Origin of the sequence: Sodalis sp. RH19 (assembly GCF_047324215.1) — a bacterium.
GTDB lineage: Bacteria > Pseudomonadota > Gammaproteobacteria > Enterobacterales > Enterobacteriaceae > Acerihabitans.
Genome location: NZ_CP178734.1, coordinates 5,630,666 through 5,656,594, shown reverse-complemented (window position 1 = coordinate 5,656,594; position 25,929 = coordinate 5,630,666). Strand labels below are relative to the sequence as shown.

The window sequence follows — 25,929 nt, the reverse complement described above, 5'->3', positions numbered from 1 at the left end:
TGACCTCAGGACAGTTGTTGCTGGGGGCGGCGGCGGTAGGCCCAGATAAACATAATCAGACCGGCGATAATCATCGGCAACGACAGGATTTGCCCCATGCTGATGGCATCGTCGAATAATCCGAGCTGCGCGTCGGGCTGGCGGAAAAACTCCACGATAATGCGAAACGCGCCGTACCCCATCAGAAACAGGCCGGAGACGCTGCCCAGCGGGCGCGGCTTGCGGATAAACACATTCAGGATGATAAACAGCACCACGCCTTCAAGCAGCAGCTCATAAATTTGCGAGGGATGGCGGGGCAATACGCCATACTGGTTAAACAGCGCCTGCCATTGCGGATGCGAAGGCAGCAGGGCCAGATCCTCGGCGCGCGAGCTGGGAAACAGCATCGCCCACGGGGTATCCGTCGTTACGCGCCCCCAAAGTTCGCCGTTGATAAAATTGCCCAGCCGGCCGGCGCCCAGGCCGAAGGGGATCATCGGGGCGATAAAATCCGCCACCTGGAAGAAATGGCGTTTGGTGCGGTGGGCAAACCACAGCATCACGATAATAACGCCCATCAGGCCGCCATGGAACGACATGCCGCCGTCCCATACCTTAAACAGATAAAGCGGATTCTCGAGGAACTGCGGCAGGTTATAGAACAGCACATAGCCGATGCGTCCGCCCAGGAACACGCCCAGGAACCCGGCATACAGCAGGTTCTCCACTTCATCCTTGGTCCAGCCGCTGCCGGGCCGGTTGGCGCGGCGCACCGCCAGCCACATGGCAAAGACGAAACCGACCAGGTACATCAGGCCGTACCAATGGAGCGACACCGGTCCCACGGAAAAAATCACCGGGTCAAACTGCGGGAAGGCCAGATAATTCATTGTCATTCATCACCACGATTTAAGTCATTTTCACCGCGTCGGTGCGACGGGGCGGCAGGCCGTTCGGTCACGAAAAAGCGTTGCGTCGCCGTGCGCCTGGTTCGTCCGATGGCGGCATATCATAGCATAGCGGCCTAATGTTCGCGGCGGGGCGACGGAAAATTTACGCGTTTTTAATATCGGGTTGCGCCGCCGGCCGTCCTACCTGCCGCCGCGGATAAGACCGCCCAGCCCGCGGCGCTCCAGAAACGCCGCCACCTGATGACGCACATCGATGGCATTTTGCGCGGTGAGCACCCGTTCCACCAGGGTAACGGCGTCGCCGAGCTCCACATTACGCAGCAGGTATTTGATGCGGGCGACGCTGCGTCCATTCATGCTGAGGGTGCGATAACCCATGCCGGCCAGCAGCAGCGCGCCCATGGGGTCGCCGGCCATTTCGCCGCACAGGCTGCAATCGAGCCCCAGCAGGCGGCACTCGGCGACGATTTTCACCAATACCTGCAGCATGGCCGGATGCAGGCTGTCGTACATGGCCGCCACCCGGGTATTGTTGCGATCCACCGCCAGCAGGTACTGGGTCAGGTCATTACTGCCCACCGAGACAAAATCCACCCGGTTGATCAACAGCGGCAGCATAAACACCATGGCGGGCACTTCAATCATCACCCCGATGCGCAGCGGCGGCAGCGCGTACCCCAGCATGTCCTCCACCTCGCGCCCGGCCCGGTCGATAAGGCGCCGGGCCTCGTCGATTTCGTCGACGCTTGTGATCATCGGCAGCAGGATACTGAGATTACCGGTAGCCGCGTTGGCCCGCAGCATGGCGCGCACCTGGATGAGGAAAATTTCCGGTTGATCGAGCGTGATGCGGATACCGCGCCAGCCCAGGCAGGGATTTTCCTCATTAAGCGGCGCCATATAGGGCAGTTGCTTATCCGAGCCGACATCCAGCGTGCGCAGCGTCACCGGCTTGGCCGGGAACAGCTGCAACATGCCCTGGTATTGCGCGACCTGTTCATCCTCGGACGGAAATCCGCTTTGCAGCATAAACGGAATTTCGGTGCGGTAGAGGCCGACGCCGTCCACGCGATTGCCCAGACGCTGTTCATGTCCAGCGCTCAGGCCGGCGTTAAGCATCACCTGGATGCGCTCGCCGCTTTTCATGGTCGCCGGCTGTTCCACATCGTCTTCCGCCAGGCGGCTGAGCTGTTTTTCCTCGCTGATTAAACGCTGGTACTCTTGCACCAGCACCGGTTCGGGATCCACCAGCAGCTCGCCGCGATAACCGTCCACCACCAACAGCCGCTGGTTTAGCAGCGCCGGCTGGATATCGGCGCCCATAACGGTTGGGATGCCCATGGCCCGCACCAGGATGGCGGCATGGGAATTGGCGGCGCCGTCCCTGACCACCACGCCCACCATTTTGTCCTGCGGCATCTCGGCCAGCAGTGTGGCGCTCAGCTCATCGGCCACCAGGATAAAACGCGACGGCCAGGGCGTCTCGCCCTGGATGTTATCGCCCAGATGAAACAGCAGGCGTTGCCCGAGGGCGCGTAAATCGCCGGCGCGCTCGCGCATATAGCTGTCATTCAACTGCGCGAACTGCTCGGCGAACAGCTCGATAACTTGTTTTACCGCCCATTCGGCCATGGCGCCGGCATCGATTCGCGCAAACAGCTCACGCTTTAAGCGCGCGTCGTTAAGCAAATGGGAGTAAAGATCGAAAATCGCCGCGCTGTCTTTTTGCGCATTGGCGGTGAAACGCTTGCTAAAACGGCGGAACTCCGCCGCCGCTTCGCCGAGGGCGAGCGTCAGGCGCTCGCGCTCGCGCGCGCTGTCCAGCGACGAAGCTTGAAAAACCTGATCGAGCGAAGGCTGGCTGTTGTCCACCCACCCCTGGGCTATCGCCACGCCGGGGGCGGCGGCCAGCGCGCGGATGCGCGTCTGGCGGTATTGGCCGAACAGCGCGTTGAGCTGGGATTGCGACAAAATACCGGCCATTTGCGTGGCCAGCGTCACCATAAAGGATTCTTCGCTTTCGTCGAACTGCCGATGTTCGCGCTGCTGCACCACCAATACGCCCAGCAGTTGGCGGCGGTGGATAATCGGCACGCCGAGGAAGGAGCGGAAACGCTCTTCTTTTACCGCCGGAATGTACTGGAAGCTGGGATGGTTATGGGCATCGGCCAGGTTGATGGGCTCCGCCAGGCGGCCCACCAGCCCGACGATCCCCTGGTCGAAAGCCAGCGTGATGGTGCGCCCGCGCGGTTTTTGCAAACCACGCGTGGCCATCAGGTAGTAGCAGCGGCGATCGTTATCGGCCAGATAAACCGAACAGACTTCGGTATCCATCGCCAGACAGGTCTCATTGACCAGAATTTCCAGCGTATCCGACAGGCGCGGCGCGGCGGCGACCTTTTCAACGATTTCCCGCAAGCGCGTGAGCATATTCTGCGTGGCTTAACCCCTCTTCCGTCTGTAGCCTGGGAGAGTCCGTTGCACAGCGCTTTCCTGCAACGGCATGACAATAGTAGAAAACTCTTTCATTACCCGGCGGTAAACGTCCCGCTTAAAAGAAACCACCTGGCGCACCGGGTACCAGAAACTGACCCAGCGCCAGCCGTCGAACTCAGGGGTGCCCCCGCGCTGCATATTGATATCGGCGTCCGGGCACATGAGCTGCAGCAGGAACCATTTTTGCTTCTGGCCGATACAAACCGGCTTGGTGTCCCAGCGTACCAGACGCTTCGGCAGCTTGTAACGCAACCAGTTACGGGTGGAGGCCAGTATGCGCACATCCTTACGGCTCAGCCCGACCTCTTCGTACAGTTCACGGTACATGGCCTGTTCCGCGGTTTCGCCGGGATTAATGCCGCCCTGGGGAAACTGCCATGAGTGCTGCCCATATCTCCTGGCCCATACCACCTGCCCATCACGATTACAGATCACAATACCAACATTCGGGCGGTAGCCATCATCATCGATCACCGGACTACCTCGATTACATAAAATGCAAGATAGCCTGATTGTTTCACACTCGCTCAATACGGTAAACCACTGCTTTTAAGGAATGTCCGACTTCCTGGACGTCGAATGGCGTCCGGATGCGGCTTGGTTATCAACAGCCGGGGATAACTGCCGGTGCTTTTATTCACTTTTTCTGTGGATAGGTATGTGCAGAACACTGGGTTAAAGAGGGAAAACTTTTCGCCGCGTGCCGGCTTTGCAAAACGCGCCGCGGGAAAACACAATGATTTTCAATCGCCTGTTGCCGGATCCCGCCGTGGGAACGATCGTGCGGGATCCGCCTGTCCACCGGTTGCGCGCGATGAGGTTAAAAAACAGACGATGATGATTTTATCCACAAATTATGCTGTAAAGCGCGGCGATATATGTACAAACCTGTAAAAAACAGGGGCGTCAAGGCTGTAAATAGTGACAGTAGTGCCAGTTTATTAGGTTTATCCCATACTTCTGTGGATAACATGGTGTAAGATCCTGTTCATTGTCGCCCGCTTCAGGTGTACAACCTCGGGCGCGCCGGCGGAAAAACGCGATCGACGCTTAAAAAAGAGTGTGAAATCATGCTATTATTTATGGCTGATGATTAAATGCCGATCCTGGGTCGGACGGCCCCGGCGACCGATTAGTTTTTATACAGCACGCGGATAACTGTTTATGACCCTTCCCCTCATCGCCACACCGATCCTCCCGCCGGGGGACGAAATAGAGCTATTGGCGCGCGCCAGCGCCCTGGCGGGCTATAATCTGGGTGAACTGGCGGCGCACGCGGGCCTGGTAATGCCGGCCAACCTGAAACGTGATAAAGGCTGGATCGGCGTCTTGCTGGAACGTTACCTGGGCGCCAGCGCGGGCAGTAAACCCGAGCAGGATTTTGCCGCCATCGGGGTGGAACTGAAAACCATACCGGTCGACGGCCGCGGCCGCCCCCTGGAAACCACCTTTGTCTGTGTCGCGCCGCTGACCGGCAACAGCGGCGTCACCTGGGCGTCCAGCCATGTCAGGTATAAGCTGGCCAGGGTATTGTGGATACCGGTGGAAGGCGAGCGCGCGATCCCGCTCACCCGGCGCCGTATCGGCACGCCGCTGCTGTGGAGTCCCAGCGCCGAGGAAGAATCGCTGTTGCAAAACGACTGGGAGGAATTAATGGATTTAATCGTACTCGGGCGCGTGGAACATATCACCGCGCGCCACGGCGAGGTGCTGCAGTTGAGGCCCAAGGCCGCCAATAGCCGGGCGCTGACCAGGGCCATCGGCGAATTCGGCCAGCCGATCATGACGTTACCGCGCGGGTTTTACCTGAAAAAGACCTTCACCGGGCCAATGCTGGCACGGCATTTCCTGATGTAAATGCATTTTACCTTGCCTGCTGCCCTTTGGACCTGTTTATAATATTCGTTTAAGCTTCGTTTACATTTAGGTAATGGATCACAATGTTTGATTGGATCGTGGATCCCGATGCGTGGCTGGCGCTGGGAACACTGACTGTTCTGGAAATCGTCCTTGGTATTGATAATATCATTTTTCTCTCCCTGGTCGTCGCCAAGCTGCCCGCGAGACAGCAAGCCAAAGCCCGCCGTCTGGGCCTGTTCGGCGCCATGGTCATGCGGCTTTGCCTGCTGGCGTCCATTTCGTGGGTGATTCGCCTTACCTACCCGTTGTTTACCGTTTTCGCGACCGAGGTATCGATCCGCGACCTGATATTACTGCTGGGAGGATTGTTCCTTATCTGGAAATCCTGCCGGGAGATCCACCAGGCGCTGGAAGGGGGCGAAGCCGATCAAAGCACCAATGTCAGTTCGTTTCTCGGCGCCATCACGCAAATCATGCTGCTGGATATTATCTTCAGCCTGGATTCGGTGATCACCGCCGTCGGCCTGTCCAATCACCTGTTTATCATGATGGCGGCGGTGGTGATCGCGGTGGGCGTGATGATGTTCGCCGCGCGGCCGATAGGAGAGTTCGTCGCCCGCCATCCCTCGGTCAAGATGCTGGCGCTGGCGTTCCTGATTTTAATCGGCTTTACCCTGATCCTCGAAAGCGTTGATATTCATGTACCTAAAGGCTACATTTATTTTGCGATGTTTTTCTCTATGGGCGTCGAGGCGCTGAACCTTCTCAGGAATAAGAAAGTCAGCCACGCCCGTCGTAATTGATCCAATGCTTAACATGGACATAATATGAATAAAAAAGTGGCAATCGTATCGGCGGTGTTATTCACCGTCATGCTATCGGGCTGCGCCAGTGATTATGTGATGGCGACCAAGGACGGCCGGATGATTTTGACCCAGGGCAAACCTAAACTGGATAAGTCCACCGGCCTGATTCGCTATACCGACGAGCAGGGCAATGATATGCAGATTAACGGTAATGAGGTATCGCAGATGATCGCGCGCTGAGCGTTCGGCGCCCTTGTCGGTTAAACATCCCCGCCCGCCCATTTTGCGCTTTTCCCCGCGCTCTGGCTTGGTTATAGTCTGATCGGGCGGCGCCTGTTGACGCCTGATCTTTTCAGACATTAAGGAACTAGCCTCAATGCATTATCACCGTATTCCCCATAGTTCACTAGAAGTCAGCGTTCTGGGATTGGGCACCATGACCTTTGGCGAGCAAAATACGCAGGCCGATGCCCATGCGCAGCTGGATCATGCCGTTGCCGCCGGGGTGAATCTGATCGACACGGCTGAAATGTATCCGGTGCCGCCGCGCCCCGAAACCCAGGGACTGACCGAAACCTATATCGGCAATTGGCTTAAGCAACGGGGCGGACGGGAAAAAATCATCCTGGCCAGCAAGGTCGCCGGCCCCACGCGCGGCAATGACGCCGGCATCCGGCCCCAGCAGATACTGGATCGCAAGAATATCCGCATGGCGCTGGACGCCAGCCTGCAGCGGCTGGGCACCGATTATCTCGATCTCTACCAGGTGCACTGGCCGCAGCGCGCCACTAACTGCTTCGGCAAACTGAATTACCAGTACACCGACGAAAAACTGGCGGTAACCATACTCGAAACGCTGGAAGCGCTGGCCGAGCAGGTACGGGCGGGGAAAATCCGCTATCTCGGCATCTCCAACGAGACGCCCTGGGGCGCCATGCGTTATCTGCAGTTGGCGGAAAAGCACGATCTGCCGCGCATCGTCACGGTGCAGAATCCCTACAGCCTGTTGAACCGCAGTTTTGAAGTGGGCATGGCGGAAATCAGCCAGTTTGAAGGGCTGGAGCTGCTGGCCTATTCCAGCCTGGCCTTCGGCACGCTGACCGGTAAATACCTCAATGGCGCCAAACCGGCGGGCGCGCGCAATACGCTGTTCAGCCGCTTTACCCGCTACAGCGCGCCCCATACCCAGCAGGCGATTGCCGAATATGTGGCGCTGGCGCAGCGCTACGGCATTGACCCCGCGCAGATGGCGCTGGCGTTTGTGCGCCGGCAACCGTTTGTGGCGTCTACCCTGCTGGGCGCCACTTCCCTGGAACAGTTACAGACCAATCTCGATAGCCTGGAACTGACGTTAAACGACGAGATTATCGCCGAACTGGAAAACATCCATCAGCGCTTTACCATCCCGGCGCCTTAACCCACACGGAGCGGCGCTATCGGTCGCTCCGCGTGTCGCCACGGCTTCAGCCGGCGGTTTTGCCGGCGCGGGTGGTCAGCCACAGCAAGGCAATCGCCAGCGCGAATACGACGCCGAAGCCCACCCCGATAATCACGGCCGGCACGCCAAGCCTGACCACCAGCGAATACAGCCCCAGCATCAGCAGCATGGCGATATTCTCGCCGAAATTCTGCACCGCGATGGCATTGCCCGCGCCTACGCTCTCCTTGCCGCGCTGTTGCAGCAGCGCATTTAACGGCACGATAAAAAAGCCGCCCAGGATACCGATCAGCGCCAGCAGCAGATACGACGGCAACAAATGGTGTTGCAGGCAAAGCGCCACCACCACCACGCCCATCAGGATGCCCGCCGGCATGCAGCGCCGTACCGTCTCAAGCGTGACCAGCCTGGCCGCGGCGCCGGCGCCGAACACGATGCCCACCGCCACCATGGCGTTGAGGGTGGTCGGCGTGGCGTTATCGTTAATGCCCAGCGCCACCGGCACCCAGAGCACCAGCAGGAAACGCAGGGTCACCCCGGCGCCCCAGAACAGGCTGGTGCCGATCAGGGAAAAGCGGGTGTAGCCGTCGCGCCAGAGCAGGCGGCAGGCGGTGCCGAAATGGCCCGCCATGCGCGCCGGATGCCAGGAGCTGTCCTTGCGCGCCGCGGGCAGGCGCGGGATAAACAGATTGGCCGCCACCGCCACGCCATAGGTCAGGGCGCAGACCGCCAGCGCCGTGATCAGATGCCAGTCGGCCAGTACCCCGCCGGCCACGGAACCGGTCAGGATGGCGGCAATGGTCGAGGCTTCGATCAGGCCGTTGGCCTTGACCAATTGCCCGCCCTGGGTCAATTCGCCCAGAATGCCGTATTTGGCCGGCGAGTAGGCCGCCGCGCCAATCCCCACCAGGCAATAACCGATAAACGGATTAAAACCGAAACAGATAAGCAGCGCGCCGGCAAGCTTCAGGGAATTAGCCGCCATCATCACCCGGCCCTTGGCGAAATTGTCGGCGAATTGGCCGACAAAGGGCGCCAGCACGATATAGGCGGCGACAAACAACATTTGCAGCACCGGCTGGCTCCACGCCGGATATTGCTGTTCCTTGATCAATGCAATGGTGGCGAACAGCAGCGCATTATCGCCAAACGCGGAAAAAAACTGCGCGGACATGACCGCCAGCATCGGTCGGGATAATACGCCCGCCGGAGTGGTTACAGATGGGTTCATCCCTGTGGCTCCGTGGCTTCCGCCATTTTTTTCAAGGCTACATAATCGGGCTTGCCGCTGCCGAGCAACGGCAGCGCGTCGAGGTGGCGGATATCCCGCGGCACGTAGATTTCGGCAATACCGTCCTGCCGGGCCTGCTGGAACAGCTTCTCCCGCGTCAGCGCGGCATCGGTGGTAAACAGCACCAGGCCCTCGCCCTTGGCTTTATCGTTTTTGGCGGATGCGCCGTGCCGTGCGTCCGGCGATACCTTCAGGGCCAGTTGCTCGACGCTTTCCAGGGACACCATTTCGCCGGCCAGCTTGGCAAAGCGTTTTACCCGGCCCTGGATGGCGCAAAATCCCTGGGCGTCCAGGGTGACGATATCGCCGGTGTCGTACCAGCCCTCTTCGCGCACCCCCTGTTCGTTGTAGGCCGCCGGCGTTTCCAGGATGCCGGGATGTTCCACCCGCAGGTAGCCGCGCATGATATTGGGCCCGCGCAGCTGCAGCCGCCCGCCTTGTTCAATGCCCGGCACCGCGATGATCCGCGCCTGCATGCCCGGCAGGATCTGGCCGACGGTATGAGGCTTCGCCGCCAGCGGAACATTGATCGCCACCACCGGCGCGCATTCCGTGACGCCATACCCCTCCAGAATGCGGATGCCGAACTTTTCCTGCCACAGCAAGCGGGTGTTTTCGGACAATTTTTCCGCCCCGGCGACCACATAACGCACCCGGGCGAAATCATACTGGTGGGCCAGACGGCCGTACTGCGCCAGGAAGGTGGAGGTGCCGAACAGCACGGTACAGTTCTGGTCGTAAACCAGCTCGGGAATAATGCGATAATGCAGCGGGCTCGGATAAAGCAGCACCCGCGCCCCGGTGAGCAGCGGGGTCAGCAAACCGACGGTGAGGCCGAACGCATGGAACAGCGGCAGCGCCGACATAAATTTGTCACGCGGGGTGAAATCGGCCACCGTGCGGATTTGCTCGATATTGGCCAGGATGCCGTCATGGGAATGGACCACGCCTTTCGGCGTGCCTTCCGAGCCGGAGGTAAACAGCACCAGCGCGCTGTCGCCGGGCTGTTGCGCCACCTCGGCCCGGTCCGGGAACAGTAAATGCCCAAGGATCCACAGCTTATCCCGCAGCGTCACCTGATCTTTCAGATCCTCCAGATAGACCCAGCGCGCCCCGGTGACCTGTTCCGGCAGGCCGGCCAGCTTGGCTTTGTCCAGGAACTGGCGGGAAGTGACGATAGTATTGATGGTGGCGGCTTTAAGCGCGTTGTTGATGCCGCTGGCGCCGGAGGTATAGTTCAGCAACGCGGGAATGCGTCCGCGCAGACCGGCGCCGAGGATAACGGCGGCGGTAATGGTGGCGTTGGGCAGCAGCAGGCCGACATGCTCGCCGCGGGCGGTAAAACGTTCGAGAATCCGGCTGACGCCGAAGATTTTTTTCAATAATCCGCGATAACTGTCCGGACTGAAGGCGATATCCTCGATGCAGGGCTTGCCGACGCCATAGCGCCGGGCCGCCGCCAGCAGCGCCTGATACAACGTCTGCCGGGGCCGGGAGGCCATGCGCGCCTCCATCATGATGCGATGCAGGTTCTCGCCGGCCAGCCGGCGGCGATCGCGCGCCCTGGGCGCCGCGGGCATCGGCAGGGACACCGGGGCCTGCAGATGAAGGGTGATTTTGGGAAACCAGTGGCGCTTGATGATGCCGCCCATGCGGCTGAACGGCGTCAGTTCCGGCCCATCCAGCCAGACCGGCACCACCGTTGCGCCCGAACGGGACGCAACGAACGCCGCCCCATCGTAGATTTTCATCAGCGACCCGGTGACCGAAATGCGCCCCTCGGGGAAGACCACAATCGGCCGGCCGCTGCCGACATACTTGATAAGCTGTTTAATACTGAGCGGCTTGGTGGGGTCGAGCGGCAGGATATCCACATAACGTTTTACCACGCGCATATACCATACGTCGGTAATCGTGGAATAAATGGCGAATACCGGTTTTACCGGCAAAAACAGCGCCAGCAGAATACCGTCCATAAACGAGACATGATTCGGGGTAATCATGATCTTCGGCTGCTGCAATACCCGCGTATCGCCAACCAGTTCCACCCGATAAAGCAGCCGGAACAGCCGGCGCAACACGGAAAAAAGCATACCATCTCCTTATTGGTTTGCGGACCTGAAATCCGCCAGCGGCCGCTTTTGCCTGCCTTCGGCGCTAAAATTATCGCTATCCAGCCAGGCGCGCAACGCCCGGCCGACGGCCGGCCATTCGCTGTCGATAATGGAATACCAACAGGTATCGCGATTGTGTCCTTTGGCCACCACCGCCTGGCGGAAGGTGCCCTCGTATTGAAACCCCAGCCGGCGGGCCGCCTGGTTGGAAGGCTGGTTCAGGCTATGGCATTTCCATTCGCAGCGCCGGTAACCCAGGGTGTCAAAGCTATAGCTTAGCAGCAGGCTGATGGCTTCGGTGCCGCAGGGCGATCGTTTCATCAGCGGCGACCAGTTAACCCAGCCGATTTCCAGCACGCCGTTGGCCGGGTCGATGCGCATCAGCGCCACCGAGCCCGCCGCCAGCCCGGTGGCCTGGTCGATGACCGCGTAAAACAGCGGATCGCCGCTGGCCGCATTGGCGGCGATCAGGGCATCGCACGCGGCGGGGGTCGCCGGCCGGCGGCGGGAAAAGTAGGTCCAGTCGCGTTCGTCGGCGATACTGTGCCAGGCGCTGAACAGCGCCGGGCTATGGGTTAACGCCAGCGGCTCCAGGCGACAAAAACGCCCGGCCAGGGTAATTTTTTGCGGCAGCGGACGGGACTGCCAGTCCGCAAGCCGGGCGCCGATAGGCTGGCCGTATTCATTTACCAACGTTGCCTGTTGCATAATCTGGTCCTTTTGCCTGGTAACCGGTGAAGAGAAAAAAAAAGCGGCGCACAAAAGGTATTACAACCTAAAAGCGGTCATACATAAAGTCCGGAATAACAATAGCGTGCGGCGGGAACTGAAAAGCGCGGGCAAAAAAAAACCTACGCATCCGCGTAGGTTGGTGCAACTGAAATGGTTTCAACATACAGAGTATGCTGATTTCTCACCAATCAATACCTCTGGGAGTACCTACTCTATAGTCCGTCACCCGATTACACTACCGCATAATCGCAAGATTACCGCTCGAAATGAAACCAACTGTAAAATTTACCCCATCATTGATTCCATTCGGCCAGGTTATCGCCCGGACCGTCTAAAACAATGCGGTCGCGGCTGGTCACGGCCGGCGGCGGCGACGGCGTTCAGCCTTACCGCCTGCGCACTTCCACCAGGCAACCCATGGCGTTGGGGCCCTGGGTCAGCGGCGAGGTGCCGATATCCAGCGTCAGCGCATTGGGATTGCCGGACTGTTCAATACCGGCCTCATCGCCCTGCCGCCCCGGCGAAAACCAGGAGCCGGTGGCCATGAGGATAACGCCGGGCGCCACCCCGTCGTTATGCCTGGCGCCCGCCAGGATCCGGCCGCGCTGATTATACACCTCCACTATTTCGCCGTCCTGGATGCCGCGGCGGCGGGCATCATCGGGATGAATATGGAGCGTCTCCTTGCCGGCGGTTTTATTTCCCTGGGCCAGGGGCGCGGGATCAAGCTGGCTATGCAGCCGATCTTTAGGCTGCAGGCTAATCAAATGCAGCGGATAGGTTGCGGCCAGCGCGCTGCCCAGCCATTCCGCCGGCGGCTGCCATTGCGGATGCGGGGCGAAATCGGCATAACCAAAACCGGCGATGGCGGCGCTGAACAGCTCGATGCGCCCGCTCGGCGTTTTCAGCGGATGCGCGAGCGGGTCGCGGCGAAAATCCCCCAGCAAGATAAAATCCTGCGCGGGCGCGGGCACCTTGATATGGCCTTCCCGCCAGAACTGCGCGAACGCCGGCCACGCATGGCCGGCGCGGGCGTGGGACTCGGCGCTTTGGCGGTAGAGATGCTCTATCCAGTCCTGTTCGTCCCGTCCGCCGGTAAATGCCGCGCGATAGCCCAGGCGATCGGCCAGATCGGCGAAGATATCCATATCGTTACGCGCCTGGTGCCGCGGCTCCACGGCCTTATGCATCGCCAGCACGTAACTGTCGCGCGAAGACCCGCCGATATCGTTGCGCTCAAGGGAGGTGGTCGCCGGCAGGACGATATCGGCAAGCTTCGCCGCCGGCGTCCACCAGATATCCTGCACCACCACGGTATCGGGTTTGCTCCAGCCCGCCAGCAGGCGGTTAAGCTGCTGATGGTGATGGAAGGGATTGCCGCCCGCCCAGTGGATCATATGGATATCCGGATAGCGCCGGTCCTCGCCCTGAAAGGTGTAATGTCCGCCGGGATTGAGCAGCATATCGGCGATGCGCGCCACGGGAATGGTCAGGCCGGCGGCGGCGTTCGGCCCCAGCGGCAGGGTCGGCGCCTGGGCGTCCAGGCGCGGATTGCCCACGCCGTTCATCGAACCGTGGCCGAAGGCAAAACCGCCCCCCGGCAGGCCAACCTGGCCCAGCATGGCGGACAGGGCAATCACCATCCAATAGGGTTGTTCGCCCCGGTGCGCCCGCTGGACGGCATAAGAACAGGTCATAAAACTGCGCACGCCGATAAGCTGGCGCGCCAGGCGTGCAATGCGCGCCTCGGGTATGCCGGTAATGGCGCTGGCCCAGGCCGGCGTTTTGCCGATGCCGTCATCCTGCCCGCGCAGATAGCCGGCCAGCTGTTGATATCCGACGCAATAGCGGGCCAGAAAGGCGTCATCCTGCGCGCCGAGGCGCTGGATTTCATAGGCCAGCGCCAGCATCAGCGCCACGTCGGTGTTCGGCCGGATGGGGATCCACTCCGCCTGGAGGAACGCCGGGCAATCATCACGGGTCGGACTGATATTGATAACCGGCGTGCCTTTAGCCGCCAGTTGCTTAAGCCAGGGTTTCAGCGTGTGCTCGGCCGCGCCGCCCGACGAAACCTGGGCATTCTTCAGCGCCAGGCCGCCAAAGGCGATAAACAGCTGGCAGTGCGCAATCACGCTGGGCCAGGCGGTGACGCGCCCGGTTAACGGACTGAAGGTGCCGATGACATGCGGCAGGAAAAACTGCGCGGCGCCCCAGCTGTAGTTGCCCGCCTGGTCTACCGCCCCGCCGCCGGCAAAATAAAAGCGCCTGACCAGCGAGCGGGCATGATGGACACGGCCGGCGGAAGACCAGCCGTAGGAGCCGGTAAAAATGCCGGACGCGCCGTAGCGATCGCGCACCCGCCGGTTCTCATCGGCAATCAGGTCCAGCGCCACATCCCAGCTGACATCGACAAAGGCTTCCCGGCCGCGCAGCGCGCCGTCGCTGCGCTCCCTTTTTTGCAGCCAGGAGCGGCGCACCGCCGGCTGGCGGATCCGCTGGTCCGAGTATAGCATCGGCGCGATGGAGTCCAGCAGCGGCGACGGGTCCGGATCGCCGGCGAAGGGCTCGCAGCCGATTAACCTGCCGTCCTCGACCACTGCGGTAAACGCCCCCCAATGGGCCAGATGGGGGAAACGTGAAATAGCCATGCTATTGGTGTCTTGTTCAGGAATTGAAACATAAAACTAACATTAATCGCCCCCCCGCCACAAAGCAGAAAATCAGTCGCGGCGATAATTTTCATTTATCCCGCAGCGATCACCAAAGCTGTGCGCCAACGCCTTGCATCGGCGGGCTTTTTCCGTAAAACTTAATAATGTAAACGATTACCCTATTGAGAGCTTGTAAGCGATATGGCCACCATAAAGGATGTAGCTAAACTGGCGGGTGTATCAGTCGCCACAGTCTCGCGCGTTATCAATAATTCACCGAAGGCCAGCGACAATTCCCGCCAGGCGGTGCTTGGCGCCATGGAAGAGCTGCAATATCATCCCAACGCCAATGCCCGGGCGCTGGCGCAGCAATCCACCGAAACGGTGGGGCTTATCGTCTCGGACGTATCCGATCCTTTTTTCGGCGCCATGGTCAAGGCGGTGGAGCAGGTAGCCTATCGCACCGGTAACTTTCTGCTGATTGGCAACGGCTACCATATCCTGGAGCAGGAACGGCAGGCCATCGAGCAGTTGATCCGCCACCGCTGCGCTGCGCTGGTGGTTCATGCGCAGATGATCCCCGAAGAGGAGCTTAACGCCCTGATGGCGCATATTCCGGGCATGGTGCTGATTAACCGTATTCTGCCGGCCTATGCCAGCCGCTGCGTGGCCCTCGACGACCGTTATGGCGCCTGGCTGGCCACCCGCCACCTGATTCAGCAGGGCCACCGGCGCATTGCGTTTATCTGTTCAAGCCATCCCATTTCCGACAGCACCGATCGATTGCAGGGCTATCTGGATGCGCTGAAGGATCATGATATCGAGGTGGATGAGAAGCTTATCGCCTACGGCGAACCCGACGAGGTGGGCGGCGAGCAGGCCATTACCAGCCTGCTGGGGCGCGGGCGTAATTTTACCGCCATCGCCTGTTACAACGATTCCATGGCTGCCGGCGCGCTGGCGGTCCTCAGCGATAACGGTATCGACGTGCCGGAGCAAATCTCGCTGGTCGGCTTTGACGATGTGCTGATTTCACGTTACCTGCGACCGCGCCTGACCACTATCCGCTATCCGGTGGTGGCGATGGCCACCCAGGCGGCGCAGCTGGCGCTGGCGCTGGCGAACGGGGACCCGCTGCCGGAGGTGACCAATACCTTCAGCCCGACCCTGGTAAGGCGTCACTCGGTCGCGCCGCCGCCTTAAGCGGCGACCGCGGATTTACCGCGCGTCCGCGCGCAGCTGATAGAGATGCACCGGCATATCGGGATATTCGATCCCGTCGCCGATATAGTCCCAGCCGTGGCGTTCATAATAGCCGGTAAAAGTGGCATACAAATACAGGGAACCGAAACCGGCCCGGCGGCTGAAATCCTGCACAAACGCCTGCAGCTGCCGTCCCAGGCCCCGCCCCCGGTATGCTTCATCGACATACAGCGCCGCCAGCCAGGGGGTGAGGTCCTGGCGGCTCAACAGATCGCTGCGCCACAGGCCCACGGTGCCCACCGGGCGGCCGTCGTCAAGGGCGATAAAGGTGATCGGCAGGCCGTCCCGGCGCATGCCATTGTCGACGATGGCGGCATAGAACCCCCGGCCGGCGCCGTGGCCGAAAGCGCGCCATAGCCAGTCGGTCACCTGTTCTTTATGCCGGGCATGGTCCGCCAGCGGGGCAATCACCACCGGCATCAGACCAGTTTTCCCTGGAAAATGGGCACCGATTCAAACAAAAAGCCGTCGAATTCCGGCGCATCGGCATCGGAAATTTCCATCAGGGTGTTTTTGACGCTTTCCATATGCTGCCACATGCACTGGTAGGAGGCCATCACGTCGCGCCGGCGCAGGGCCACCAGAATATTCTGATGATCCGCCAGCCAGCGCAGCCGCAGGGAACGCGTATCTATATGGCTGTAGAGCTGCTGCCACAACGCGCTGGATTCCTGCCGCAGCCAGATGGATTTTACCGTTTCCAGCAGCATCTGGTTTTGCGTGGCGCCGGCAATCAGCTCGTGAAACAGCTTATCGTTATTCTCGCTGCGCTCGTTGGTAATGATATCGCGCTGCTCCTGCTCCAGCGTCCGGCGCAGGTTTTCAATGTCCATTTTGGTGGCCATTTTGGCGGCGAACGCGGCGATATTGCTCTCCAGAAGCTGGCGGGCCTGCAGCAGTTCAAACGGCCCCACCTCGCTTTCAAGGTAATGGGTTCCCTCGGTGTCCCCGCCCGGAATGCGTATCACATATACGCCGGAACCCTGGCGGATATCCACCACCCCCTCCAGCTCCAGCATCAGGAGGGCCTCGCGGATAATGGTGCGGCTGACGCCGTAGGTTTCCGCAATATTACGCTCCGGGGGCAAACGCGTACCGATCGGGTAATGACCTGACTGGATCTTCTGCCGCAGATCCCGGCCAATTTCCTGATACTGTTTTTTTTCCTGCAACATCACACCTTCTTCCCCTCGCCCGTTAACGCGTAGCCTCAAACACGATATGCCCGCGACAGGACGGCAGGCTTGCTTCCTGCCGTTTGCCGGCGCGCGGGCTAGTGTAACAAACCCAGGGCCTGATCGAGTACTTTCGCGCCGTTTAAAGTGCCATAGGCCACCGAATCGATTACCGCGATGGGGATCTGGTATTCATCGGTCAGCTTTTTGTTTTCCACAAGCTTAAAGCGCACCTGCGGCCCCAGCAACACGACCAGGATATCGTTGCCGAACGTTTGCAGCTCATCGCGCAGATTTTGTTCGGGGATGGCGTAAATCTTGTATTCCAGGGAGCGGCTGGCCGCTTCCTTTTCCATTTTGGTCACCACCAGCGAAGTGGACATGCCCGCGGAACAGGCCAGGACGATACGTTTCATAGGTACTCCTCTTATTTATCTTCGTCATCGAGCGTTAACGCCAGGGTGCGGGTAGCGCTTAAGCGGGCGAACCAGGCGGCGGATTTTTTCGGCTGCCGGCGCAACTGTTGCTGCAGGTCGATTTCAATCAGACCATAGCGGTTTTTAAACGCGTTCATCGGCGAAACATTATCGGTAAACGCCCAGAGCATATAACCCAGGCAGCGCGCGCCCTCCTCCCGGGCTTTTAACGCCCAGTACAGATGTTCGGCGATAAAGTCGATGCGGTAATCATCCTGGATCACGCCGGCGGGGTCTTTAAAGCGTTCCTCATGTTCAACGCCCATGCCGTTTTCGGCGATAAACCAGGGCGTATCCGGATAATCGCGGTTCATCCGCTGCGCCATGTCATAGACAATCCGGGGATGGATTTCCCAGCCGCGCGAGGGATTCATCCGCCGCCCCGGCAGCTCGAACGGCTCATAATAATATGCCGGATGGAACGGGGTATTGTCATTCCACTGGCGGCTGGGGGCCTTGACCCGATGGGGATAATAAAGATTAATCCCCACCTCATGCACCGGATAACGGCGGATAATCTCCAGTTCCTGCGCGTCGTACTGCCAGTCGACCCCATGGTGGCGCAGCAGTTCCATTAACTCCGGTGGATAGACGCCCAGCAGCAGCGGATCGAGAAATACCCGGTTATAAAACAGATCGTAGAGATGCGCCGCCCGCTGGTCATGGGGAGCGCTGGAACGGGCATAGGTCACCTCCGGATTAAGGATAACCCCGAGCGATCCGCCGCCGCGCCGGTAGCCTTGTTCTTCAAACAACTGTACCAGCCGGGCGGTGGCGAGGATTTTATGATGGTTCCACTGCATCCATTTATGGGTATTCTGTTCATAGGGATAGCGCAGGGCATCCAGGTAAACCCGGGTCTGCACCACGATCGGCTCGTTAAAGGAAAACCAGCGCTTCACCTTGCCGGCATAACGCGCGAACACTTTTTCCGCGTAACGCACAAACAGCTCCACCACCCGCTTCGACTGCCAGCCGCCATAGTGTTCCAACAGGCAGGCCGGCAGCTCGTAATGCTCCAGGCAGATCATCGGCTCAATACCCTGCCTGATCATCTCATCAAGAAAATTATCGATATAGGCCGCATAGTCTTCATCGACAATCACCTGCTCGTGATCCACCAGGAAACGCGACCAGTTGATCGAGGTGCGGTAATGCGTCAGCCCGGCCTGCTTCATCAGCGCCACGTCTTCGGCGTAGCGATGGATAAAATCGGTGGCCACCGCCGGACCATAGCCGTTATGCCAGACGTGGCGGTCCTGCTGGTACCACAGGTCGAGATAAGAATCCTGGCCCGGCTTCTTGCCGCTCCAGCCCTCGGTTTGCCAGGCGGACGCCGCGGCGCCCAGGATAAAATCCGCCGGGATGGCGATGCTAACCTTGCTCATGTCCGTCCTCACGATGACTTAAGGGTTTGCGCGCGGGATGCTTCGCTCATTTCCGCCGCCAGCTGCGCCTGGTCCGCGCGGCGCGACGCCACCTGGACAAAAGGCAGATAGATCAGGAACGACACCACGATGCAGCACAACTGCGTAATCACCGCGCCCATCGATCCGGCGGTGGACAGCCAGGCGTTAATCAGCGGCGGCGTGGTCCAGGGCACCATCACCACCGCCTTGTCGGCAAAACCCAGGCTGGTGGCGAAATAGCCGATGGTGCCGGTGACCAGCGGCGTAATAATAAAAGGAATGGCCAGGATCGGATTAAGCATGATCGGCATGCCGAAGATCACCGGTTCATTAATATTAAACACCGAGGGACCAAGGGATAATTTAGCGATTTCTTTCATCTCCTTGCGCTTGGATGTAAACAATACCGCCATTAATAATCCGATGGTCAGGCCGGAACCGCCGATGCTCATATACACATCCCAAAACGGCATGGTAATGATATTGGGAATATCCTTGCCCTGTTCAAACGCGGTCATATTGACGGTAATGGCGCCGAGCAATAAAGGTTCGCGAATCGGCTTAATCATTTGGTTGCCGTGAATGCCGATGACCCAGAACATCTGGGCGACGAACATCAGCACCAGGATGCCCGGCAGGCTTTGCACCACCGATTCCAGCGGCTGCTGTACCACCTTATATACCGCATCGTACAGATACATGCCGGTCACGCGCTGGAAGACGAACCCAAAGGTCGCCAGCAGCAGCACGGTAATAATGGCCGGGATCAGGGCGGTAAAAGACGCGGACACATTGGGCGGCACGGTATCCGGCATCTTGATGCGGAATTTATCCACCTTTTCCAGGCGCGAATAAACCTCCACCGATAAAATCGCCATAAACATGCCGAGGAACAGGCTCTTGGTATCCGAGAACTGCCGCGCCAGCACGTCCTTGACCACCATCATCTGGTCGCCGACCATTAACTGCAGCGTGGTCGGCGTGACGGCGATAAAACAAATTACCGCCAGCAGCCCGGGAAATAAGGTGCGTGACCCATTAAGCCGGCCCAGCTCAATACCAATTAGGAATACCGCGCCGATGGTTAAAAAATTCAGGGTGGCGTAGTTAATACTGCTCATAATAGGCTTGAGCGTCGCCAGCGGCGCGAAGAAACTAAAACTGGCGAGGCCGTTAACCGGATCGAGCACCATATTGGAGATCAACACCGAAAACGCGCCGACAATGATGACCGGCATTAAGGTAATAAATGCCGCCTTGATCGCCATAATATAGCGAAAGCTATTAAATTTAGTGGCAAACGATCCCAGAGAATCGATCATACGATCCTTAAATGACATGACACCACCTCATCATCAGTGAGTTAAGCCTATTGATATGCACGTTTGCCGGTAGCCGGCAGGTTTTATTGTGGGTTTGGCATACCAAAAACTAGCGTAACTGAATTTATTTTCTGTGATCATGCTCTCACAAGCCAACATTGGAATTCCAATATGATGAAATTACCAAATTTGGTATACCAATAGAGGTGGCGAATGGAAGATTTTGAACAAACCGTGATGGAATTGCTGATTAACGCCGGCGAAGCCCGTTCCGAGAGCATGAGCGCCATCCAGTCGGCGCGGGAACGCAACTGGGACGAGGCGCGGGAGAGGATGGACGCGGCGCGCCAGGCCTCGCGCCGCGCCCACGCCATCCAGACGCGGCTTATCGGGCTGGATGAGGGAACGGGCAAGGTGCCGGTCAATTTAATCATGGTCCACGCGCAGGATCATTTGATGACCGCCATGCTGTGCCAGGATCTGGCGCAGGAATTTATCCTGCTGCGCCGCGAGCTGGCGGACCTGGCCGCGCGCTGATCCGCACGGGCCTTAAGCCGCGCCGGCGGCGAATGGCCGGCGCGGCCTGAAGCCCGCGGCCATGTCGGTGCAGAACGGTGTTTTAATTTTTAACACTCTTTTAGCGGCCAACCGTTGGCTTCGCCGCGGGGGGAGGATATGATGCGAATCACCACTTTCTTTTAACATATAAACTACCATGTCGTTTCATTCTCCTAAAGAAGTCGCAGCAATCGCTGTGCAAACGGGCGCCACCAAAAGCCGCGCGCCGCTCCCCTATTTACTGGTGCTCGGCTGTCTGGCCGGTGCGTATATCGCGATAGGTTTTATGCTGGATATCCATGTGACCGCCAGCCTGCCCGCCGACTGGGGGTCGTTCGGCGTCTTTTTAGGGGCGGCGGTGTTCCCGGTGGGGCTGGTGCTGACGCTTATCGCCGGAGGAGAACTCCTGACCGGCAATATGATGACGCTGCCTATTGCCTGGCTGGCGCGGCAAATCTCTTTTATGTCGCTGATACGCAACTGGTTCTGGATTACCGTCGCCAACTTTGCCGGCAGCATTTTGATTGCGTGGTTTTTCGGCCACGTGCTCGGCCTGACCGAAGGCGCGTTCCTGGCCAAAACCGCGGCCACCGCCCAGGCAAAGATTTCCGCCGATTTCCTGCACGCCTTTATTTCCGGCATCGGCTGCAACTGGCTGGTGAGCCTGGCGGTATGGCTGGCATACAGCGGCAAGGATGTGGCTAGTAAGATCCTGGGTATCTGGTTTCCGATCATGGCGTTTGTCGATCTCGGCTTCCAGCACGTGGTGGCCAATATGTTCGTGATTCCGGCGGCGATTTTTGCCGGGCAGGCGACCTGGGCGCAGTACTGGGGCAACTTCCCCGGCGTGTTCCTGGGCAACGCCGCCGGCGGCGCCATCTTTGTCGCGCTGGTCTATTATATTGCCTATCGCCCCATGGCGTCCGACACCGCGGCCGCGGCGCCGTTGCCGGCGGCCGGGCGCAGCAAAGCCTGAGTTCCCGGGTACCGCCGCGCCGCCGGCGAAGACCCCGCCGTTTTGGGTTACAAGCGTTCCAGCGCCAGCAGCTCATCCAGCGTCTGGCGGCGGCGGATCAGGCGCGGGCGGCCCTGCGTGAACAAGACTTCGGGCAGCAGCGGGCGGGTATTGTAATTGGATGACATTGAGGCGCCGTAGGCGCCGGTATCATGGAACACCAGGTAATCGCCCACCCGGGCGGCGGGCAATGGCCGCGGCTCGATGCCGCCGCCGGCCAACTGGGTAAACACATCCCCCGATTCGCACAGCGGGCCGCCCACCACCGTCGCTATTTCCGCCCGGTCGTCCGGCTCGCCGCCGTCGGCCGGGATCAGCGAAATATGGTGATAGCTGCCGTACATCGCCGGGCGCATCAGATCGTTGAAACCGGCGTCCACCAGCACGAAATGGCGACTGCCCATCTCCTTGATCGCCTGCACCTGCGCCACCAGCGCGCCGGATTCCGCCACCAGGAAACGCCCCGGCTCGATTTCCAGCGTCACCGGATGGCCCAGATGGTCGCTGATTTCACGGCGCGCGGCATCCCACAGGCCAAAGTAATGCCCGGTGTTGATCGCCTCCTCGCCAAACCGGTACGGCACCGACAGCCCGCCGCCGGCGGAAATGGCGTGGACATCCTGGCCGGAGGCGATAACTTCCCGCACCATCGCCGCGCAGACCTGGCGCAAATGGTCATAATCCACGCCAGATCCGATATGCATATGCAGGCCGACGAGCTTTAAGCCGTAGCGCCGGATTTGCGCGATGGCCAGCGGCAGGTCGGCATACCAGATCCCGTGCTTGCTGTTTTCGCCGCCGGTATTGGTTTTCTGGCTATGGCCGTGGCCGAAGCCGGGGTTAATGCGCAGCCATACCGCATGCCCGGGCGAATGCCGCCCCAGTTGTTCCAGCATATCCACCGAACCGGCGTTGACCGGGATGGCGAGCTCCACCACCCGTTGCAGGGTCGGGCGGTCAAAGACATCGGCGGTGAACACCATATCAGCCGGCTGTTGTCCCGGGCGGTAGCCCGCCGCCAGCGCCCGCTCGATTTCACCCAGGGACACGGCATCGACCTTTACCCCCTGCTCGCGCATCAGGCTCAGGATATGGATGTTGGAGCAGGCCTTCTGGGCAAAACGAATCACGTCGAACTGCCGCAGCTGGCGGATGCGCTCGCTAATCACTTCGGCTTCATAGGCCCACACCGGGCCGCCGTATTGCCGGGCCAGTTGCCGCAAATTGACCGCGTTAAGCGCGCTTTGGGTGTGAAAAAGGTTATGTGGCATGGGGTTCCCGTCGGTGTTACCGCTTTGAGCCTATTTTTATCTATTACTGGCTATCGATAAAATATCTATTTTAGCGTCAGCTATTCACCTATGATATGGGTTTAGGGGCCGGGAGCGGTATTATGGCGGCAATTTCGTTGCGACATATCGATATCTTTCACGCGGTGATGACCACCGGCAATCTTACCGAGGCGGCGGCGCTGCTCCATACCTCGCAGCCCACGGTCAGCCGGGAGCTGGCACGCTTCGAGCATTTGCTGCGCATGACGCTGTTCGAGCGGATTAAAGGCCGGCTGAAACCCACCGGCGAAGGGTTGCGCCTATTTGAAGAGGTGCAGCGCTCCTATTACGGGCTGGATCGTATTGTCAGCGCCGCGCAGGCCATTCGCGAGTTCCGCCAGGCGCAGCTGTCGGTGGCCTGCCTGCCGGTGTTTTCCCAATCGCTGCTGCCGCTGGTATGCCGGGATTTTTTCGACCGTCATCCGGCGGTCAGCCTGAGCGTGGTGCCGCAGGAGTCGCCGCTGCTGGAGGAATGGCTCTCCGCCCAGCGCCACGATATCGGCCTGACGGAAAATACCTTTACCCCCGCGGGCACCGGGCGCGAGACTCTGATGACCCTTAACGAGGTGTGCGTGCTGCCCGCCGGACACCCGTTGACCCGGCGGGAGCGCCTGACCCCGCAGGATTTTCACCGTCTGCCGTATATCAGCCTGTCGGCCACCGACAGCTACCGCCAGCTGCTGGATCGGCTGTTCAGCCAGGAAGGCGTGGAGCGCGGCATGGTGGTGGAGACCCATAGCGCCGCGTCGGTGTGCGCGATGGTACGCGCCGGGGTCGGCATTTCCATTGTCAATCCGCTGACCGCGCTGGATTACGCCGCCGGCGGCGTAGTATTACGCCCCTTCAGTCATCAGGTGCCGTTCACGGTCAGCCTGATCCGGCCGCTGCACCGTCCGGCATCGGCCCTGGTCAGCCATTTTATCGATTACCTGCATACGTTTGCCGCCGCCGTTCCCGCCCGGCTGGACGCCGCGCTGGCACAGTCGTAACCCGGTCCCCGTTCATTCGCCGGGGGGGCCGCCGCCGGCCACGTTATGCGGCCACCGGCCGGCCGGGAGAACGAGCGAAGGTCAGCAGGCACACCAGCAGCCCGCACAGCGCCATCGCCGCCGCGGCCAGCGGCACCGCGGTCAGTCCCAGCCCGGTGGCGATCACCTTGCCGCCGGCCCAGGCGCCAAACGCATTGCCGATATTGAACGCGGAGATATTCAGCGTCGATACCAGGTTGGGCGCGTCGTCGCCGTGCGCCACCACGTTAATCTGCAGCGCCGGGATGGTGCTGAAGGTGGCCAGCGCCCAAAAGAACAGGGTGATTTCCGCCGGCAGCAGCGCGCGGCTGGTCCAGTAAAACATTACCGAGAACACCGCGATCAGGGCAAAACTCAGTATCAGGCTGAAGGAGACCCGCCAGTCGGCCAGACGGCCGCCAATCAGGTTGCCCAGCGTTAAACCCGCGCCGATTAAAAACAGCGTCCAGCTGACCCCCCGATCGCTGACCCCGGTCACCTGCAACAACAGCGGCGCAATATAGCTGAACAGCGTAAACATGGCGGCGGCGAAACACACCGTCATCAGCAGCGACAGTAGCAGGCGGCCATTGCGCAGCGCGGCGAATTCCCGGGCCAGGTCGGCGGGCGCCGCATCGCGCTGCGGCGGCAGACTGGCCAGCAGGGCGACAAATCCCACGATGCCCAGGAGCGAGACGCCCCAGAACGTCGCGCGCCAGCCGTACAGCTGCCCAAGCCAGGTGCCGGCGGGCACCCCCAGCACATTGGCAAGGGTCAAACCGGTAAACATCAGCGCCACCGCCGACGCCCGCCGGTGCGGCGGCACCAGCCCGGCGGCCACCACCGCGCCGATGCCAAAAAAGGCGCCGTGGCTCAGCGCCGTGATCACCCTGGCCAGCATCAGCAGACCGTAATCGTAGGACCAGGCGCACAGGGCATTGCCGATAATAAATATCACCATCAGCAGCGCCAGGCAGGTTTTGCGCGGCAGCCGGGCGGTCAGAATCGCCATGATGGGCGCACCCGCCGCCACGCCGATGGCGTAACCGCTGATAAGCCAGCCGGCGTCCGGCAGCGATACCGCCAGGCTTTCCGCCACTTGCGGCAACAGGCCCATAATGACGAATTCAGTCGTCCCGATGGCGAACGCGCTCAGCGCCAGGGCCAGAAGAGCAACAGGCATAACAGACTCCTATACATCATCCCGCCCGCGGGCCGGAAAGGTTATGTAGCGATAATGAGGACGGTACGGTAGGGAAAAGAGGGGGGCGGCCAAGGGAGCCGCAATGCGATTGCCGGGCTAATCGTTATAATATTGTTAAAATAACACGCGCCGCGGCCGGCGCCAATACCGCTGCGTGCTCAGTAGAGCGAGACCCGCTGAAAATCGCCGTCCGCCCGCACGTTCATGCCGAACCCGCAGTCGCCCGAGACGGTTTCCAGGTGCGCCGCATTAGCCGTAAAGGTCATGTTGACCTGACAGGACGACCCGTCCGCCTGCGCGTCCTGGCGATAAACGCCATGGCCGCCGTCAAGTGATTGCACCACCGAAAACTCGCCCATATTCGGGCCGTAGTACATCCCCATCACCGGCATATAAAAGCCGTTAAAGCTGATTTTCCACGCCTCGCCCTCGGGCTGTACCGAAACGGTGCTCCATACCCCTTTACCGGCGTAGCGCCAGTAGGTGCCCATCGGGGTGGCGGCCAGTGCCGGGCGCAGGCGGTCAAGCACCGGCTGGATCAGCGCCAGGTTGGTGCGGGTTTTGTCGTCATCCGGCGCCAGGGAAAGCCAGGCCGCGGCCTTTAACGGCTCGCCGGCGTGGATCAGCGCCAGCGCCACGTTGTTATAGGCGGTCGCGATGGCCGCGGCGGGCAAACGGCAAAATTCACTCCAGGCGGCCTGGGCGGTAAACTCATCCGCCGCGCGCGCCATATGGCCCTGCTGATAAGCCGTATTGCCCGCCTGGGCATAGTCGTCAAGGCGCGCGCAATCGGTTTTGATCTGTTCGTCTTTTGGCGTCGCATAGCTCAACGCGCTATACAATCCCAGGGCGAACGCCCCGGTTTTCAGTATCCTGTCCATCCCCTGC

At 60.1% G+C, this 25,929-nt stretch carries 23 protein-coding genes; 8 read left to right on the top strand and 15 right to left on the bottom strand.

What is annotated here, in order from left to right; all coding sequences use genetic code 11:
- Window positions 1-5: 5 nt before the first annotated feature.
- From lgt to rppH, 3 genes are all read right to left on the bottom strand, one after another.
- On the bottom strand, window positions 6-878 hold the full coding sequence (lgt, locus tag ACL2XF_RS25540) for a prolipoprotein diacylglyceryl transferase (RefSeq protein ID WP_410013680.1): 873 nt from the start codon (window positions 876-878) through the stop codon (window positions 6-8).
- A gap of 195 nt (window positions 879-1,073) precedes the next feature.
- Window positions 1,074-3,323 (bottom strand): phosphoenolpyruvate--protein phosphotransferase, encoded by a 2,250-nt coding sequence (ptsP, locus tag ACL2XF_RS25535; RefSeq protein ID WP_410013679.1) that lies wholly within the window; start codon window positions 3,321-3,323, stop codon window positions 1,074-1,076.
- Window positions 3,324-3,335: 12 nt separating this feature from the next.
- Window positions 3,336-3,863, bottom strand: coding sequence for an RNA pyrophosphohydrolase (gene rppH / locus ACL2XF_RS25530; RefSeq protein WP_410013678.1), 528 nt, complete (start codon window positions 3,861-3,863; stop codon window positions 3,336-3,338).
- 690 nt (window positions 3,864-4,553) lie between these two features.
- Here rppH and mutH point away from each other — a divergent pair.
- The 4 genes from mutH (at window position 4,554) to ACL2XF_RS25510 (ending at window position 7,472) form a co-directional block, all read left to right on the top strand.
- Window positions 4,554-5,246, top strand: coding sequence for a DNA mismatch repair endonuclease MutH (gene mutH / locus ACL2XF_RS25525; RefSeq protein ID WP_413727741.1), 693 nt, complete (start codon window positions 4,554-4,556; stop codon window positions 5,244-5,246).
- Window positions 5,247-5,329: 83 nt separating this feature from the next.
- Window positions 5,330-6,052: a TerC family protein gene (locus ACL2XF_RS25520; protein WP_410013676.1), complete on the top strand. Its 723-nt coding sequence runs from the start codon at window positions 5,330-5,332 to the stop codon at window positions 6,050-6,052.
- Window positions 6,053-6,076: 24 nt separating this feature from the next.
- Window positions 6,077-6,295 carry a YgdI/YgdR family lipoprotein gene (locus tag ACL2XF_RS25515; protein ID WP_410013675.1) on the top strand — a complete coding sequence of 73 codons (219 nt, stop codon included), beginning with the start codon at window positions 6,077-6,079 and terminating at the stop codon, window positions 6,293-6,295.
- A gap of 136 nt (window positions 6,296-6,431) precedes the next feature.
- Complete coding sequence (locus ACL2XF_RS25510; RefSeq protein WP_413721347.1) at window positions 6,432-7,472, top strand: NADP(H)-dependent aldo-keto reductase; 1,041 nt, start codon at window positions 6,432-6,434, stop codon at window positions 7,470-7,472.
- A 46-nt stretch (window positions 7,473-7,518) separates the two neighbouring features.
- Here the strand turns inward: ACL2XF_RS25510 and lplT are convergent, their stop codons facing one another.
- The 4 genes from lplT to ACL2XF_RS25490 all read right to left on the bottom strand — a co-directional run bounded on the left by lplT (window position 7,519) and on the right by ACL2XF_RS25490 (window position 14,278).
- Complete coding sequence (gene lplT / locus ACL2XF_RS25505; protein ID WP_410013673.1) at window positions 7,519-8,724, bottom strand: lysophospholipid transporter LplT; 1,206 nt, start codon at window positions 8,722-8,724, stop codon at window positions 7,519-7,521.
- Entirely contained in the window at window positions 8,721-10,877 is a 2,157-nt protein-coding gene (gene aas, locus ACL2XF_RS25500) for a bifunctional acyl-ACP--phospholipid O-acyltransferase/long-chain-fatty-acid--ACP ligase (RefSeq protein WP_413727740.1), read from the bottom strand. The genes lplT and aas overlap by 4 nt, the downstream gene beginning before the upstream one ends.
- 9 nt (window positions 10,878-10,886) lie before the next feature.
- Entirely contained in the window at window positions 10,887-11,606 is a 720-nt protein-coding gene (locus tag ACL2XF_RS25495) for a GNAT family N-acetyltransferase (protein WP_410013671.1), read from the bottom strand.
- Window positions 11,607-12,016: 410 nt separating this feature from the next.
- Window positions 12,017-14,278, bottom strand: a complete 2,262-nt coding sequence (locus ACL2XF_RS25490) for a molybdopterin-dependent oxidoreductase (RefSeq protein WP_413727739.1) — start codon at window positions 14,276-14,278, stop codon at window positions 12,017-12,019.
- A gap of 204 nt (window positions 14,279-14,482) precedes the next feature.
- On the opposite strand from ACL2XF_RS25490, the gene galR reads away from it, so the two are divergent.
- A complete protein-coding gene (galR, locus tag ACL2XF_RS25485) occupies window positions 14,483-15,484 on the top strand; it encodes an HTH-type transcriptional regulator GalR (protein ID WP_410013669.1) in 1,002 nt (333 codons plus the stop codon).
- A gap of 15 nt (window positions 15,485-15,499) precedes the next feature.
- Here galR and ACL2XF_RS25480 read toward each other — a convergent pair whose 3' ends face one another.
- From ACL2XF_RS25480 to ACL2XF_RS25460, 5 genes are all read right to left on the bottom strand, one after another.
- A complete protein-coding gene (locus ACL2XF_RS25480) occupies window positions 15,500-15,964 on the bottom strand; it encodes a GNAT family N-acetyltransferase (RefSeq protein WP_413721350.1) in 465 nt (154 codons plus the stop codon).
- Window positions 15,964-16,719 carry a GntR family transcriptional regulator gene (locus ACL2XF_RS25475; RefSeq protein ID WP_410013667.1) on the bottom strand — a complete coding sequence of 252 codons (756 nt, stop codon included), beginning with the start codon at window positions 16,717-16,719 and terminating at the stop codon, window positions 15,964-15,966. The genes ACL2XF_RS25480 and ACL2XF_RS25475 overlap by 1 nt, the downstream gene beginning before the upstream one ends.
- Window positions 16,720-16,817: 98 nt before the next feature.
- Window positions 16,818-17,135 (bottom strand): PTS sugar transporter subunit IIB, encoded by a 318-nt coding sequence (locus tag ACL2XF_RS25470; RefSeq protein WP_410013666.1) that lies wholly within the window; start codon window positions 17,133-17,135, stop codon window positions 16,818-16,820.
- Between the two features lie 11 nt (window positions 17,136-17,146).
- Complete coding sequence (locus ACL2XF_RS25465) at window positions 17,147-18,583, bottom strand: glycoside hydrolase family 1 protein (protein WP_413727738.1); 1,437 nt, start codon at window positions 18,581-18,583, stop codon at window positions 17,147-17,149.
- A gap of 8 nt (window positions 18,584-18,591) precedes the next feature.
- Window positions 18,592-19,944 (bottom strand): PTS sugar transporter subunit IIC, encoded by a 1,353-nt coding sequence (locus ACL2XF_RS25460; RefSeq protein WP_410013664.1) that lies wholly within the window; start codon window positions 19,942-19,944, stop codon window positions 18,592-18,594.
- Between the two features lie 195 nt (window positions 19,945-20,139).
- Here ACL2XF_RS25460 and ACL2XF_RS25455 point away from each other — a divergent pair, with 195 nt between their 5' ends.
- Window positions 20,140-20,463: a PTS lactose/cellobiose transporter subunit IIA gene (locus tag ACL2XF_RS25455; RefSeq protein WP_410013663.1), complete on the top strand. Its 324-nt coding sequence runs from the start codon at window positions 20,140-20,142 to the stop codon at window positions 20,461-20,463.
- 178 nt (window positions 20,464-20,641) lie between these two features.
- Window positions 20,642-21,460, top strand: coding sequence for a formate/nitrite transporter family protein (locus ACL2XF_RS25450; RefSeq protein ID WP_410013662.1), 819 nt, complete (start codon window positions 20,642-20,644; stop codon window positions 21,458-21,460).
- A 47-nt stretch (window positions 21,461-21,507) separates the two neighbouring features.
- Here the strand turns inward: ACL2XF_RS25450 and lysA are convergent, their stop codons facing one another.
- Window positions 21,508-22,770, bottom strand: coding sequence for a diaminopimelate decarboxylase (lysA, locus tag ACL2XF_RS25445; protein WP_413727737.1), 1,263 nt, complete (start codon window positions 22,768-22,770; stop codon window positions 21,508-21,510).
- 122 nt (window positions 22,771-22,892) lie between these two features.
- Between lysA and ACL2XF_RS25440 the strand changes: the two genes are divergently transcribed.
- Window positions 22,893-23,819: a LysR family transcriptional regulator gene (locus tag ACL2XF_RS25440; RefSeq protein WP_413727736.1), complete on the top strand. Its 927-nt coding sequence runs from the start codon at window positions 22,893-22,895 to the stop codon at window positions 23,817-23,819.
- A gap of 43 nt (window positions 23,820-23,862) precedes the next feature.
- On the opposite strand, the gene ACL2XF_RS25435 is transcribed toward ACL2XF_RS25440, so the two are convergent.
- Entirely contained in the window at window positions 23,863-25,020 is a 1,158-nt protein-coding gene (locus ACL2XF_RS25435; protein ID WP_413721357.1) for an MFS transporter, read from the bottom strand.
- 179 nt (window positions 25,021-25,199) lie between these two features.
- Window positions 25,200-25,922, bottom strand: coding sequence for a tetratricopeptide repeat protein (locus tag ACL2XF_RS25430; RefSeq protein ID WP_413721358.1), 723 nt, complete (start codon window positions 25,920-25,922; stop codon window positions 25,200-25,202).
- Window positions 25,923-25,929 lie beyond the last annotated feature (7 nt).

What these genes read in the sequence shown, in the direction of transcription:
- lgt (WP_410013680.1), bottom strand. Translation starts at nt 878, where the DNA reads ATGACAATGAATTATCTGGCCTTCCCGCAGTTTGACCCGGTGATTTTT.
- ptsP (WP_410013679.1), bottom strand. Translation starts at nt 3,323, where the DNA reads ATGCTCACGCGCTTGCGGGAAATCGTTGAAAAGGTCGCCGCCGCGCCG.
- mutH (WP_413727741.1), top strand. Translation starts at nt 4,554, where the DNA reads ATGACCCTTCCCCTCATCGCCACACCGATCCTCCCGCCGGGGGACGAA.
- ACL2XF_RS25520 (WP_410013676.1), top strand. Translation starts at nt 5,330, where the DNA reads ATGTTTGATTGGATCGTGGATCCCGATGCGTGGCTGGCGCTGGGAACA.
- ACL2XF_RS25515 (WP_410013675.1), top strand. Translation starts at nt 6,077, where the DNA reads ATGAATAAAAAAGTGGCAATCGTATCGGCGGTGTTATTCACCGTCATG.
- ACL2XF_RS25510 (WP_413721347.1), top strand. Translation starts at nt 6,432, where the DNA reads ATGCATTATCACCGTATTCCCCATAGTTCACTAGAAGTCAGCGTTCTG.
- lplT (WP_410013673.1), bottom strand. Translation starts at nt 8,724, where the DNA reads ATGAACCCATCTGTAACCACTCCGGCGGGCGTATTATCCCGACCGATG.
- aas (WP_413727740.1), bottom strand. Translation starts at nt 10,877, where the DNA reads ATGCTTTTTTCCGTGTTGCGCCGGCTGTTCCGGCTGCTTTATCGGGTG.
- ACL2XF_RS25495 (WP_410013671.1), bottom strand. Translation starts at nt 11,606, where the DNA reads ATGCAACAGGCAACGTTGGTAAATGAATACGGCCAGCCTATCGGCGCC.
- ACL2XF_RS25490 (WP_413727739.1), bottom strand. Translation starts at nt 14,278, where the DNA reads ATGGCTATTTCACGTTTCCCCCATCTGGCCCATTGGGGGGCGTTTACC.
- galR (WP_410013669.1), top strand. Translation starts at nt 14,483, where the DNA reads ATGGCCACCATAAAGGATGTAGCTAAACTGGCGGGTGTATCAGTCGCC.
- ACL2XF_RS25480 (WP_413721350.1), bottom strand. Translation starts at nt 15,964, where the DNA reads ATGCCGGTGGTGATTGCCCCGCTGGCGGACCATGCCCGGCATAAAGAA.
- ACL2XF_RS25475 (WP_410013667.1), bottom strand. Translation starts at nt 16,719, where the DNA reads ATGTTGCAGGAAAAAAAACAGTATCAGGAAATTGGCCGGGATCTGCGG.
- ACL2XF_RS25470 (WP_410013666.1), bottom strand. Translation starts at nt 17,135, where the DNA reads ATGAAACGTATCGTCCTGGCCTGTTCCGCGGGCATGTCCACTTCGCTG.
- ACL2XF_RS25465 (WP_413727738.1), bottom strand. Translation starts at nt 18,583, where the DNA reads ATGAGCAAGGTTAGCATCGCCATCCCGGCGGATTTTATCCTGGGCGCC.
- ACL2XF_RS25460 (WP_410013664.1), bottom strand. Translation starts at nt 19,944, where the DNA reads ATGTCATTTAAGGATCGTATGATCGATTCTCTGGGATCGTTTGCCACT.
- ACL2XF_RS25455 (WP_410013663.1), top strand. Translation starts at nt 20,140, where the DNA reads ATGGAAGATTTTGAACAAACCGTGATGGAATTGCTGATTAACGCCGGC.
- ACL2XF_RS25450 (WP_410013662.1), top strand. Translation starts at nt 20,642, where the DNA reads ATGTCGTTTCATTCTCCTAAAGAAGTCGCAGCAATCGCTGTGCAAACG.
- lysA (WP_413727737.1), bottom strand. Translation starts at nt 22,770, where the DNA reads ATGCCACATAACCTTTTTCACACCCAAAGCGCGCTTAACGCGGTCAAT.
- ACL2XF_RS25440 (WP_413727736.1), top strand. Translation starts at nt 22,893, where the DNA reads ATGGCGGCAATTTCGTTGCGACATATCGATATCTTTCACGCGGTGATG.
- ACL2XF_RS25435 (WP_413721357.1), bottom strand. Translation starts at nt 25,020, where the DNA reads ATGCCTGTTGCTCTTCTGGCCCTGGCGCTGAGCGCGTTCGCCATCGGG.
- ACL2XF_RS25430 (WP_413721358.1), bottom strand. Translation starts at nt 25,922, where the DNA reads ATGGACAGGATACTGAAAACCGGGGCGTTCGCCCTGGGATTGTATAGC.